The organism is Flavobacterium frigoris PS1 (assembly GCF_000252125.1).
Classification (GTDB): Bacteria; Bacteroidota; Bacteroidia; order Flavobacteriales; family Flavobacteriaceae; genus Flavobacterium; species Flavobacterium frigoris_A.
Genome location: NZ_AHKF01000015.1, coordinates 191,470 through 205,401, shown reverse-complemented (window position 1 = coordinate 205,401; position 13,932 = coordinate 191,470). Strand labels below are relative to the sequence as shown.

The 13,932-nt window shown below is 33.9% G+C and carries 11 protein-coding genes; 6 read left to right on the top strand and 5 right to left on the bottom strand.

The window, feature by feature from the left end; genetic code table 11:
• Window positions 1-156: 156 nt before the first annotated feature.
• From HJ01_RS06230 to HJ01_RS06205, 6 genes are all read left to right on the top strand, one after another.
• On the top strand, window positions 157-1,755 hold the full coding sequence (locus tag HJ01_RS06230; RefSeq protein WP_007137480.1) for a glycoside hydrolase family 32 protein: 1,599 nt from the start codon (window positions 157-159) through the stop codon (window positions 1,753-1,755).
• Window positions 1,756-1,776: 21 nt separating this feature from the next.
• Window positions 1,777-2,289 (top strand): MFS transporter, encoded by a 513-nt coding sequence (locus tag HJ01_RS06225; protein ID WP_007137479.1) that lies wholly within the window; start codon window positions 1,777-1,779, stop codon window positions 2,287-2,289.
• Entirely contained in the window at window positions 2,279-3,181 is a 903-nt protein-coding gene (locus tag HJ01_RS06220) for a carbohydrate kinase family protein (RefSeq protein ID WP_007137478.1), read from the top strand. The genes HJ01_RS06225 and HJ01_RS06220 overlap by 11 nt, the downstream gene beginning before the upstream one ends.
• 50 nt (window positions 3,182-3,231) lie before the next feature.
• Entirely contained in the window at window positions 3,232-4,932 is a 1,701-nt protein-coding gene (locus tag HJ01_RS06215) for a glycoside hydrolase family 13 protein (protein WP_007137477.1), read from the top strand.
• A gap of 149 nt (window positions 4,933-5,081) precedes the next feature.
• Window positions 5,082-6,101: a LacI family DNA-binding transcriptional regulator gene (locus HJ01_RS06210; RefSeq protein WP_007137476.1), complete on the top strand. Its 1,020-nt coding sequence runs from the start codon at window positions 5,082-5,084 to the stop codon at window positions 6,099-6,101.
• A gap of 260 nt (window positions 6,102-6,361) precedes the next feature.
• Window positions 6,362-7,390 carry a LacI family DNA-binding transcriptional regulator gene (locus tag HJ01_RS06205; RefSeq protein ID WP_007137475.1) on the top strand — a complete coding sequence of 343 codons (1,029 nt, stop codon included), beginning with the start codon at window positions 6,362-6,364 and terminating at the stop codon, window positions 7,388-7,390.
• 46 nt (window positions 7,391-7,436) lie between these two features.
• Here the strand turns inward: HJ01_RS06205 and queG are convergent, their stop codons facing one another.
• The 5 genes from queG to HJ01_RS06180 form a co-directional block, all read right to left on the bottom strand.
• Window positions 7,437-8,360, bottom strand: coding sequence for a tRNA epoxyqueuosine(34) reductase QueG (gene queG, locus HJ01_RS06200; RefSeq protein WP_040473735.1), 924 nt, complete (start codon window positions 8,358-8,360; stop codon window positions 7,437-7,439).
• Between the two features lie 110 nt (window positions 8,361-8,470).
• On the bottom strand, window positions 8,471-9,493 hold the full coding sequence (gene ruvB, locus HJ01_RS06195) for a Holliday junction branch migration DNA helicase RuvB (protein ID WP_007137473.1): 1,023 nt from the start codon (window positions 9,491-9,493) through the stop codon (window positions 8,471-8,473).
• Window positions 9,494-9,571: 78 nt separating this feature from the next.
• Entirely contained in the window at window positions 9,572-11,368 is a 1,797-nt protein-coding gene (locus HJ01_RS06190; RefSeq protein WP_007137472.1) for a cbb3-type cytochrome c oxidase subunit I, read from the bottom strand.
• Between the two features lie 28 nt (window positions 11,369-11,396).
• Window positions 11,397-12,545: a cytochrome c oxidase subunit II gene (locus HJ01_RS06185; protein ID WP_007137471.1), complete on the bottom strand. Its 1,149-nt coding sequence runs from the start codon at window positions 12,543-12,545 to the stop codon at window positions 11,397-11,399.
• 19 nt (window positions 12,546-12,564) lie between these two features.
• Window positions 12,565-13,908, bottom strand: coding sequence for a hypothetical protein (locus HJ01_RS06180; protein WP_007137470.1), 1,344 nt, complete (start codon window positions 13,906-13,908; stop codon window positions 12,565-12,567).
• Window positions 13,909-13,932 lie beyond the last annotated feature (24 nt).

Below are 13,932 nucleotides of genomic sequence, written 5' to 3'. Positions count from 1 at the left end.
AACTTAGATAAATAATAAGATAAAAGTTGTTTTATTACTTACAAATCCAAATCGAAAACGTTTTCGCGGTTTCGAAAACGTTATCGTTAATTTCAAATGCAATTAATTCAAAATGATTTTTAATTTTATACCTAAAAAAATTAAAATCATAATTTTATGCGCATAAAATTAAATAAAATATTGTTTTTAAGCATAATATCCATTGTATTAACATTCACTTCTTGTACTACGAAATCAGAACACATTGCTATAACCATCAACTCTCATGAAAAAATAGTTATTGATTCGTCAAAAATCTACAAAGAGCCCTTTCGTCCTCAATTTCATTTTTCTCCTGAAAAAAAATGGATGAATGATCCGAATGGGATGGTATACTATAAAGGAGTCTACCATTTATTTTATCAATATTACCCAGAGGATATAGTTTGGGGACCTATGCATTGGGGACATGCTAGCAGTAAAGATTTAATTAATTGGGAACATAAAAAAATAGCATTATTTCCAGACAAACTTGGACTTATTTTTTCAGGAAGTGCTGTTGTCGATATAAAAAACACTTCAGGTTTAGGAACACTTGAAAATCCGCCAATGGTTGCTGTTTTTACTTACCATAATATGGATGGTGAAAAATCTGGAAGAAAAGATTTTCAAACACAAGGCCTAGCTTATAGTTTAGATGAGGGTGACACATGGCAGAAGTACAATGGAAATCCAATTATAAAAAACAGTGCCCAAAAAGATTTTAGAGATCCTAAAGTATTTTGGAATCCTGAAACAAATCTTTGGAATTTAGTATTAGTTGCGGGAAATCATGCCCAATTTTTTACTTCTGAAAACTTAATTAACTGGGAATTTCAAAGTGACTTTGGTCAAAATACAGGAGCTCATGGAGGAGTTTGGGAATGCCCCGACCTTTTTAAACTACAAGTAGCCGACTCCCAAGAAGAGAAATGGGTATTACTTATAAGCATCAACCCTGGCTCACCAAATGGTGGCTCGGGCACCCAGTATTTTATAGGGGAATTTGATGGAGAAAATTTCAAAACTAATCAAAAAGACATAAAATGGATTGATAATGGCGCGGACAATTATGCTGGAGTCACTTATAACAATACCCCTGACAATAAACGCATTTTTATTGGCTGGATGAGCAACTGGATTTACGCACGAGATACTCCAACTAAAACTTGGCGAAGCGCTATGACTCTTCCAAGAGAACTCTCACTTGTAAAAATAAATAATGATTATGTATTAAAAAGTACCGCTGTCAACCAACTAAAAAGTCAATTAAAACAGGAGTATTCACATAAAAATATCACCTTAAAACCAAATAAAAAAGTTGAACTTAATTATCCCAACTTCAACCAATCAGAAATTGACTTTACTACAGAGGATAAAGATTTAAAGCTCATTTTTTCAAATGAAGCAAAGGACTCTTTAACCATAGAATACAATGCAAAACAAAAAACATTTTCTATTGACAGACGCCATTCTGGCATAGTGAACTTTGAAGAAAGTTTTGGTAAACAAATTCATAAAACAGCAGTACCTAATATCGTTTCGAATACCATCAATTACCAAATCATTATGGACTGGTCATCAATCGAAATCTTTTTAGATGGTGGAATATATAGTTTCACTGAACAAATTTTTCCAAACAAACCTTATACAATATTGACTATGCTATCAAATGAAAATCAAGAAGTCAAAGCATTCTCCTTAAGTTATATAAAAGGCATTTGGAATAAAAGTTAAACTAAACTAACAACCAAAATAATGAATAAAGTTAGAAACTCGCCTCTTACCTTAGCGCTAGCCGGATTTTTATTTGGTTTTGAAGCTTTTGTCATCTCTAGAACAAACTTACCTATAAAAGAACTGTGGCTTACTAAGCCTTTATTCTGGATTGGAATGTTATTTTTGGTACCGGCAGTAGGTTCTGTGCCAGCATCGAATCCCTACTTTTTCTCATTTTTTAGATTTGTTGAAGGTATTGGTTTAGGAGTTTCAGCTGTTGCAGCGCTTACATACATCTCCGAAATATTACCACATAATATTAGAGCAAACGGACAATCATTTCGCACAGGAATCCATTACATCTTCGCCACTTTGATTACTTTGACAGCTCCTGTTGTGATCGATTTATTCAAAGTAAATCTTTTACCCATATTTGCCCACTTTACTTTTATAATCGTCTTACAATTGATCTTTGCCGTATTCGTGATGTCCGGAAACAAAGGCTTAAAGCTTGAAAATTTAGAAAACAAACTGCTAAACAATGGAAAATAATTTACAAAAACCTACTGTTGTCTGTTTTGGAGAGGTACTGTACGATGTTTTTCCAGCGCACAAGAAAATTGGAGGAGCACCATTAAATGTAGCTTTGCGTCTTGCCTCATTGGGTATTAGCACTTCTATAATAAGTCGTATTGGGAATGATGACATTGGAAAAGAGCTGCTATCTTATATTAAGAAAAACAAAGTAAACACCACTCATATTCAAGTAGATTCTACTTATAAAACGGGCGAAGTTATAGTACACTTAAACAGTGAAGGTTCAGCATCCTACACCATAAATTACCCAGCACCTTGGGATAAAATACAATGCAATCCAGAAATAGAAAATATAGCAAAAAAAGCAGATGCCTTTATTTATGACAGTCTTGTTTGCAGAGACAAAACTTCGTTTGAAACTCTAGTAGAGTTAATAGGCTATGCTAAGTACAAAGTCTTTGATGTTAATCTAAGAGCCCCATTTTACAAGAAAAAAATTCTTATTAACTTGATGATGCAATCTGATTTAATAAAATTTAATGACGAAGAGTTATACGAAATAAGTAAATTTCTAAATTCGCCATACCATTCATTAAGGCAAAACATCGTTTATATAGCCGAATCGACAAATACAAATCGTATTTGCGTAACATTAGGCAACCATGGGGCTGTATTATATTATAACGAAAAGTTTTATTACAATAGTGGTTATCAAGTAAAAGTTGCTGACACTGTAGGTGCTGGAGATTCTTTTCTGGCAGGATTAATCAGTAAATTATTAACCGAAAATGACCCCCAGAACGCAATCGACTTTGCTTGTGCTCTAGGTGCTCTTGTCGCGGAAAAAGAAGGCGCCAACCCTAAAATTTCTAATTCAAAAGTGATTAAATTCATGAATCCAATCTAAGCAATTGTAAAACATTATCAATTTTTCAAACTAAAACATTCTACTAAAGCATGACTATAAAAGAGCAATTTGATCAAAATATTATAATCGCTGGTAAAGATCCAAAATGGTGGAAAGAAGCTATTGTTTACCAAATATACCCAAGAAGTTTCAAGGATAGCAACGGTGATGGCGTAGGAGATCTAAAAGGGATTATCTCTAAACTTAATTATATAAAAAGCCTGGGAATAGATGCCGTTTGGCTCAACCCTATTTATGCTTCTCCAAATGATGACAATGGGTATGACATCAGTAATTATCGCGAAATCATGTCAGATTTTGGAACCATGTCAGATTTTGATCTTTTATTGGCAGAGATGCATAAACGAGGAATTAAATTAATCATGGACTTAGTGGTCAATCACAGTAGCGATGAGCATGAATGGTTTAAACAATCCAGAAGTTCTAGAGATAATAAATATCGGGACTATTACCATTGGTGGCCAGCCGAAAAAGGAAAACCGTCTTATAGATGGAGCTGGTTTGACATAAATAGTAATGCCTGGAAGTACGACGCGACAACAGATTCCTATTATCTACACTATTTTTCCGAAAAACAACCTGACTTGAATTGGGAAAACCCTAGACTAAGAAATGAAGTTCACGATATCATGAGGTTTTGGCTTGACAAAGGAATAGATGGCTTTAGAATGGATGCTTTTCAGTTTATATCAAAAGACAATAGCTATCCTGAACTACCTATAGAAATAGTGAATAAGCCTGTAGAAATTATCAAGTTTTATGGTAATGGCCCTCATTTACATGAATATATTCAAGAAATGAACAGCGAGGTTTTGAGCAAATACAATTTAATGACCGTCGCTGAAGGAGCCGGAAGTACTCCTATTGAGGCCATGAAATTCGTTGATCCAGAGCGCAAAGAACTAGACATAGCCTATCATTTTGAAAGTGTTGAAATCGGAAAGCATTTACATGATTTTGGCCTTGTAAAATACAAAAACATGTTTTCAAACTATGATACTGTGTTCAAAGACAAAGGATGGTTGGCCATCTTTCTTGCGAATCATGACCAACCGAGAATGGTAAGTAAGTTTGGTAATGATTCTCCTGAGTTTCGAGAAATATCTTCAAAAATGCTTTCAACTTTTATTTTGACTATGCGAGGAACTCCTTTTTATTATCAAGGCGATGAACTCGGTATGATGAATCCTAGGTTTGAAACGATAGAAGAATACCACGACGTAGAAACTCGTAATAAATACACCAATATAAAAAATAAAGGGGGAGATCTAAATGCTTTCTTAGAAGAACAAAAACAAATCGCAAGGGAAAATGGGCGCACTCCTTTTCAATGGGATGCCAACAAAAATGCAGGTTTTACTACAGGGGATTCTTGGTTAAAAGTCAATCAAAATTTTAAAACCATAAATGCTGAAGCACAAGAAAAAGACCCGAAATCAGTTTTAAACTACTTCAGAAAACTAGTCCAAACTAGAAAGGATAATCCGGCATTTGTTTATGGAACATATACATTGCTAGACAAAGAAAACCCAAACGTGTATGCCTATATGAGAGAGCTAAATGGAAAAAAACTTTTAGTATTATTAAATTTCACTAATGACACTGCTACCTACAATTTAAAATTCAAATTGGAAAAACATGAAGTAATATTGAATAATTATAATGATTCCACACCAGTTAAAAATAATCAGCTACGTCCCTATGAATCCGTGATTATTAAATTCGAATAATTTTTCAAAAAACATTAATGTTGATTACTTATCCATTGAACTCCCCACTTACCATGTAAACAGATTATTTAAAATGAATTTCAATTAATAAAATTGTAAGTTTGTTGTAAATAATCTGTTATTATTTTTATTAAATCAGGGGTACATACATGAAAGACGCTACGCTTAAACAAATTGCAGATCAATTAGGAGTTTCTATTACAACTGTTTCAAAGGCGCTAAAAGACTACCCTGATGTAAGCCCAAAAACTAAAAAAAAAATCGTTGATTTAGCTAATAAATTAAATTACACCCCAAACAGCTTTGCCGTAAACCTGAGAACAAAGCAGTCTAAAACAGTTGGTCTGATCGTTCCCACTGTCGATTATAATTTTTTTTCGAAAGTATTTGAAGGTGTTCTGGCAGAGGCTGAAAAAAGAAAATATCTTGTTATCATTTTGAGATCTAATGAAAAATTAGACATAGAAAAAAAGCAGATTGAACTTTTGCTAAATAAACGAGTAGATGGAATTCTAATGTCGCTCTCTAACGAAACTGGAGACTTCGATCACATAAAAAATATAATAACTAACAAAACACCACTAGTTCTTTTTGATAAAATTGCGAAACTAGTTAACTGCTCAAAAGTGGCAATCAATGACAAAAAAGCGGCTTATGACGCAGTGACCTATCTTATTAAAAAAGGACATAAGAAGATTGCGCATTTCCGTGGCTCATTTATGCCTCAAAATTCAATTGATCGTTTTTTAGGGTACAAAAAAGCACTTGAAGATAACAATATTATCTATGATTCGTCCTTAGTATATATTTGCGATAATAACACTGATTTTGAAGATGGTTATGAAAATGCACAAAAAGCAGTAGCTGAACATCCTGATTTAGACGCTATTTTTGCTATCACAGATTTAGTAGCAATTGGTATAATAAAATATTTAAATGACATAAAAATAAAAATGCCAGAACAGATAGCAGTCTTTGGTTTTTGTAACTCCTTTATGTCTGAAATTATTACTCCAAAACTTACTACAATTGATCAACCTGGATACGAAATAGGAAAAAAAGCCGCTTCTATTTTATTTGATGAAATTGAACTAAAAAAGACCGACAATCCAATTCAATTTCAATCAATAGAATTAGCAACAAGTATAATTGAACGAGGATCTGCGTAATACCCTATGATTGATTAAATATCAAATCAAAACCTAGAACATCCTTTCAAAAAGTACCAGTCTTAAAATAACGATTAAAAATCACCGTACTTTATACTACGCCAAATTTATTTAATTAATTTAACATAAATCTTAGATTAAAATTAATACCTTGGTAAGGAAAATCACATCAAAAAATCATGTTTTAAATAATTTTAGATAAAAATCGAAAATTAAAACAAAATATACTTTATACCATTAAACTATTAGAAATTTAGTTCATGAAAGACATCACTCTTAAAGAAATTGCCGCTAAACTAGGCGTTTCAATAACAACCGTTTCTAAAGCATTAAAGAACTATCCAGATGTAAGTGAGAAAACTAAAAAAGCAGTTGTGGAACTTGCGCAAAAATTACATTATACCCCAAATAGTTTTGCAGTTAACTTAAGAACAAGAGAATCTAAAACGATAGGTTTAATAATCCCAGAAGTAATGCATCACTTTTTTTCGAATATTATCAATGCAATTATTGATGAAGCAGAAAAAAACGAATACTTGGTTATTATTTTACAGTCGAATGAAACATTAGCACTTGAGAAAAAACAAGTAGAATTGCTGATTAATAAAAGAGTCGATGGAATTCTAATGTCACTCTCGAATGAATCAAATAACGACGAACACATAAGGGAAATAATTGATCGAAATATACCCTTTGTCATGTTTGATAAAATTTCAAAACTTTCAAAATGCTCTAAGGTAATTATTGATGATCAAAAAGCAGCATTAAGTGCTGTTCAACACTTAATTGATAGCGGTTGCAAAAAAATAGCTCATATCCGTGGCCCATTAAATCCTCAAAACGCAATTGATCGTTTTATTGGATATAAAAAAGCACTAGAAAAAAACAACATCCCTTTTGATTCAAAGCTAGTTTACACCTGCGAAAACGTGACTTTTCAAGAAGGAATCGATTTTGCAAAACAAATTTTAGAGGAGCATCCTGATGTCGATGGCATATTTGCTATTACCGATTTAGTTGCCGTAGGCGTACTATCGTATTTTAACGATAACAATGTGAAAATCCCTGAACAAGTGGCAGTAATTGGTTTTAGTAATTGGTTTATGTCACAAGTACTGACTCCAAAATTGAGTACTGTTGACCAACCAAGTCATTTAATGGGTGTAAAAGCATTTAATTTATTGTTGGAAGAAATGAATTGCCATAAAGAAGGAACTCCATTCACTCCCAGAACTATTGAGTTGGAAACCAGCACAATAATTAGAGAATCATCCATGAGAAGGAATTAAAAAACTCTTCACAGATAGTAATTCAATTACACTCCCTGAAAATAAATCACTGTTTTAAAAATTCAATATTACGTGTAAGACCTTGAAATTTTGTTCTTTTTAAAGGTGAGTTTTTAAAGACTGCTTTAAAGGTTTCTTCAGTAATTTCTTCCCAATCTTTTTTCGACATTGATAGAAAATCGGCATTCGGGCTAAATAGCGGCTCATTATGTGCTTTTGAAAATTTGTTCCAAGGGCAAACGTCTTGACAAATATCACAGCCAAACGCCCATTCATCAAATTTACCTTTCATTTCTAATGGTACATTTTCTTTAAGCTCAATTGTAAAATAGGAAATACATTTACTTCCATCTACAACGTAAGGGGCCACTATAGCTTCTGTAGGACAGGCATCAAGACAGGCTGTACAACTCCCGCAATGATCTGTTGTAGCGTGGTCATAATCTAACTCTAGGTCAATTATGAGTTCCGCGATGAAGTAAAACGAGCCTACTTTCTGAGTCAATAAATTACTGTTCTTTCCTATCCAGCCTAAACCGCTTTTAGCTGCCCAAGCCTTATCTAAAATAGGTGCGGAATCAACAAAGGCTCTACCTGAAACTTCTCCAATAGTAGATTGAATAGAAAAAAGTAGTTCTTTCAACTTATCTTTTATTACCGAATGATAATCTTGTCCGTAGGCATACTTGGAAACTTTATAGGAATCAGGATTCTGAAATTGTTCAGGATAGTAATTTAATAAAAGTGAAACCACACTTTTGGCATCATCGACAAGTAATGTTGGATTCAATCGTTTGTCAAAATTATTCTCCATATACGTCATTTGCCCATGACTATTTTTGTTCAGCCAATCTTCAAGTCGTGGCGCATCTTGTTCTAGAAAACCAGCCTTAGATATACCACAAGTTAAAAATCCGAGACGTTTCGCTTCGGATTTAATGAACTCTGTATAATTAGTTTTTGTAATAATTCAATTTTTAAAGGGTTTTAAATAGTCCTTCCAGCACAAGAATCCTTTTAGGCAGCTGCAATATATACCATCAACAGAATACAACGAATAGTAGCAATACTTTTCTACAACTAAAACAATCCGCCCTGAATATTCGTTCTAACCCTACCTAAATGCTTGTATGCTTTATCTGTCACTTCCCGCCCTCTAGGCGTTCTCATTATGAACCCCTCCTGAATCAAGAAAGGCTCATATACTTCTTCAACTGTTTCACTACTTTCAGAAACAGCGGTTGCCAAAGTAGACAGTCCTACCGGACCACCTTTGAATTTATCGATAATGGTGGTCAAAATCTTATTGTCCATTTCATCCAGTCCATGCGCATCAACATTTAACGCTTTTAAAGCATACTTTGCTATTTCAATATCAATTGTACCATTCCCTTTTATCTGCGCAAAATCACGCACACGACGCAACAAAGCATTTGCTATACGAGGCGTCCCTCTACTTCTACCAGCAATTTCTATAGCTGCTTCCATAGAAATTGGCATTTTTAAAATGGCTGCACTGCGTTCCACTATTGTTGTCAATAGTTCAGCACTATAATATTGTAGTCTTGATGAAATTCCAAAACGAGCCCTCATAGGAGCCGTTAACAGACCAGAACGAGTCGTTGCTCCAATCAGAGTAAATGGATTCAAATTAATCTGAACAGTACGCGCATTTGGACCTGATTCGATCATTATATCAATCTTGAAGTCTTCCATTGCAGAATACAGATATTCTTCAACAATTGGACTTAAACGATGGATTTCATCTATAAATAAGACATCCCTTTCCTCGAGATTAGTTAGTAGACCCGCTAAATCACCAGGTTTGTCCAAAACAGGACCCGAAGTAATTTTAATTCCAACTTGCAACTCATTAGCTAATATATTTGCCAACGTAGTTTTACCCAAGCCAGGTGGACCATGAAAAAGGGTGTGATCTAAAGCCTCATTCCTTTGATTGGCTGCTTCCACAAAAACTTTCAGATTTTCTAATATCTGATCTTGACCAGCAAAATCATCAAATGATAATGGTCTTAATTTTTTCTCAAGATCAAATTCTTCGGAATTATATCCGTTCGTTGTGGGATCTAAATTTTCATTCATGTAACAAAGATATGACAAAGTTATAACTAAAAAAAAATGCCTTTCAAATTAGAAAGGCATTTAAAATATTTTTTAAATCTAGTGATGTAAAACTTCTTCACCAGGCTTCATAGGTACAGTTTGAGGAACGAAATCCTCATCATGACCTGGATTGCTATAATCATAAGGCCATCTATGAACTTCTGGAATTTCCCCCGGCCAGTTACCATGAATATGTTCCACTGGAGTAGTCCATTCTAGTGTATTCGATTTCCAAGGATTTTGTACTGCTTTTTGTCCGTAGAAAATACTATGAAAGAAATTGTATAAAAATACTAATTGAAAAACACCACCAATTAAAGCAAATGTAGTTATAAGTACATTTACGTTTTGCAAATCATCAAATAAAGGGAAGTTTGTATTTGTGTAATAACGTCTTGGTAAACCAGCTAGTCCAATAAAGTGCATCGGGAAGAATACACCGTAAGCACACACTGCAGTAACCCAAAAGTGAACATAACCTAAGTTCTTATTCAACATTCTTCCAAACATTTTTGGAAACCAATGGTATATACCAGCAAACATACCGTACAGCGCAGAGATACCCATTACTAAGTGAAAGTGAGCTACAACAAAATAAGTATCGTGAACATTAATGTCTAATGTGCTATCTCCAAGAATGATCCCTGTTAAACCACCAGTAATGAACGTAGAAACTAAACCTATAGAAAACAACATAGCTGGATTCAACTGTAAGTTACCTTTCCATAGTGTTGTAATATAATTAAATGCTTTTACGGCCGATGGAATTGCGATCAACAATGTAGTAAAAGTAAACACTGAACCTAGGAATGGATTCATTCCCGAGATAAACATGTGGTGACCCCAAACAATAGTTGATAAAAATGCAATTGCAATTATAGACATAATCATTGCTCTGTATCCAAAAATAGGCTTACGCGAATTAGTAGCAATAACTTCAGATGTTATACCTAACGCAGGTAAAAGAACGATATACACTTCAGGATGCCCTAAGAACCAAAATAAGTGCTCGAACAAAACTGGTGAACCACCTTGGTAATGTAAAACCTCTCCTGCAATATAAATATCAGACAAGAAGAAAGAAGTACCAAAACTTCTATCAAAGATCAACAGCAAAGCTGCAGATAACAAAACTGGAAATGAAACAACTCCAATAATTGCTGTTACAAAGAAAGCCCAAATTGTTAAAGGCAATCTAGTCATTGACATCCCTTTTGTTCTTAAGTTAATTACAGTCACAATGTAATTTAGCGACCCCATTAATGAAGAAGCAATAAAGATTGCCATAGAAGTAAGCCATAAAGTCATCCCTAACCCCGAACCTGAAATCGCCTGAGGTAAAGCACTTAATGGAGGATAAATAGTCCAACCCGAATTTGCTGGTCCAGACTCTACAAACAGTGAACTTATCATGATTACACTTGATAAAAAGAATAACCAATATGAGATCATATTCATAAAACCAGAAGCCATATCCCTAGCACCAATTTGAAGTGGGATCAATAAATTACTAAATGTTCCACTTAAAGCCGCGGTCAATACAAAGAAAACCATGATAGTACCGTGAATAGTAACTAATGATAAATAAATATCATTTGTCATAACCCCGTTAGGCGCCCATTTGTCACCCAACAATATATTAAATATTCTAAAAGACTCTTCTGGCCATGCCAATTGCATTCTGAAAAGCATAGACATTCCAACACCAATAATTCCCATTACAATACCTGTAATCAAATATTGCTTAGCAATCATTTTATGATCAATACTAAAGATATATTTAGTAATGAAAGTATCTTTATGATGGTGTTCGTGTTCGTGATCGTGTCCGTGATCGTGACCTTCTGCTGACATATATGTTTACTTTAAATTTTCTTAATAATTATTTCATCGCTATTTTAGCAACAGCTGCTGTATCATTTGCTTTGACAGGAGCATCTGCTCCTTCAACCGCTGCAGGAGCGTTTGCTTCTTTAACTTGTTGCGCTAAATTCACTTGCTCTGATAACCATTTCTTGTAATCTTCTGGTGTATCTACTACAATTTTCATTTGCATGTTATAATGTGATGCACCACATATTTTGTTACAAAGAAGCAAATAATCAAAAGCGTAAGGATCAAGAGCGGCGTCCCCTTTAGCTACTAGAGCAACACTTTTCTTAGATCTTATTGCATTGATATTAGATACTTTCTCAATCATATACGGCAACTCTCTATATTCAGCTGTGGTGTAAATTGGCTCAAAAGCAAATTCAGTAACCATTCCAGGAACACAGTTCATTTGCGCTCTAAAATAAGGCATATAAGCAGAGTGCAAAACATCTTGAGATCTCATCTTAAAATGTATCTTTTTACCTTTTGGAATATGAAGCTCAGAAACAACTATATCATCTTGCGCATAGGCATCTGCCATATCAACACCAAGCGTATTCACACCCTCGATATATCTTACATTTGCTTTTCCAAGAACATTATCTTCTCCAGCAACCCTTGCCGTCCATTTAAATTGTTGAGCATAAAGTTCAACAACCACAGTATCTTCCTCATCATCAATGAACATAATATTTGTCCATGCATATAAGCCGTAAAGAATCAAACCAGCCAACACAATAGCCGGAATAACACTCCAAATTGCCTCTAATTTATTATTATCTGCAAAATACAATGCCTTTTGACCTTTTTTACCTCTGTATTTAAAAGCAAAGTAATGCAATAACACTTGAGTAATCGCTTGAACGATAAAAATAAGAATCCAAGTAATGTTCATTAGATTATCTACCTGAGCTCCATGAGCTGAAGCCGGTGTATGAAGAACAAGAGGTCCCCATGTAAACAATCCATATATTGAAAATATATATATAAAGGCTAAAAAGCCAAACATTAAATATCCTTGTATATTATTATCATTATCGGAAGCTACTTGCGAACTGTCCGTATCAGAACCTACCTGAGTAAGGTCGAATATTTTAGTCAATTGCCATAGAGCAACAGCTAATAAAACTAAAACTATAATTACCAACAAACTTGTCATCTGTTTACTTCTTTAAATATTAATAATGAAAATGTTTACTCTCTTCTATAAAAGGATTTCTTTTTGGCAATAAAGGAGATTTGCTTAATGCTGTGAAAACAGTATAAATAAACAATCCTAAAAAGAAAAGAACTGATGCAATTTCTGAAACTCCAATAAACCATCTGTCTCCAACTGTACCTGGCATAATCATATTGAAGAAATCAATATAATGACCCGCTAATATTACTGTACCTGCCATAACAAGTACCCAAGAGATTCTTTTGAAATCAGTGTTAATTAATATTAATATTGGAAAAAGAAAGTTCATAACAACGGCTCCAAAGAACGGTAAATTATACAATTGAATTCTTGTGATGAAATATGTAATCTCTTCAGGAATATTTGCATACCAAATTAACATGAATTGTGAGAACCAAAGGTACGTCCAGAAAACACTAAATCCGAACATAAATTTAGCTAAATCATGTATATGACTTGTATTAACATGCTCTAGATATCCTTTCGATTTCAAATATAAAGTAACCATACATATTGTTGTAATACCACTTACAAAGAAACTTGCAAATACATACCATCCGAATAAAGTACTAAACCAATGTGGGTCAATAGACAAAATCCAATCCCATGACATAATAGATTCTGATACTATAAAGAAAACCAAAAACATCGCTGATATATTGAAATTCTTTTTGTAAAAACTATCATCTTTAGACTCATCCTGTGCTAAACAGTTTTTAGCCGAATAGTACCTGTATACATTCCATCCTATTAAAAATATACCAGCTCTAACAATCCAAAAAGGAAAGTTTAAGTAACCTGATTTACCAGCAATAAGCTTATCATGAGCAACTACTTCCGGATCTAACCATATAAACATATGATTAAAATGCAATCCACACAATACTAAAATAACAAAGAATATTACAGAACCCCATGGTAAATAAGCAGTAATTCCCTGCATAACTCTAAACAATACTGGTGACCAGCCTGCCGATGCAACTTGCTGAATTGCATAGAAAGCAAGAACCCCCATTGTTACAAGCAAAAAGAAAATACAAGCAACATACAATGCGGCCCAAGGCTTATTTTGCAATTGATGTAAGACATGTGTTAAATGCTCATTATGTTCCGAAGCATCCTTTACTTCGTTATGATTTTCTGCAGCAGCATGACTTTCGCCAGCAACTTCAGAAGTCTCATGTTTAACCTCACCATGTCCTTCATGGCTTTCAGAAGCGAGAATGGTTTCAACTTCGTGAATATCTTTTGGTGCAGTTAAAAAACCATATCCTATTCCTAATAGACCTACGGCCATTAAGATGATAGAGAAAGTTTTTAATTTACTTGAAAATGTATACATATCTTTTACGATCAGTTTGTTCAA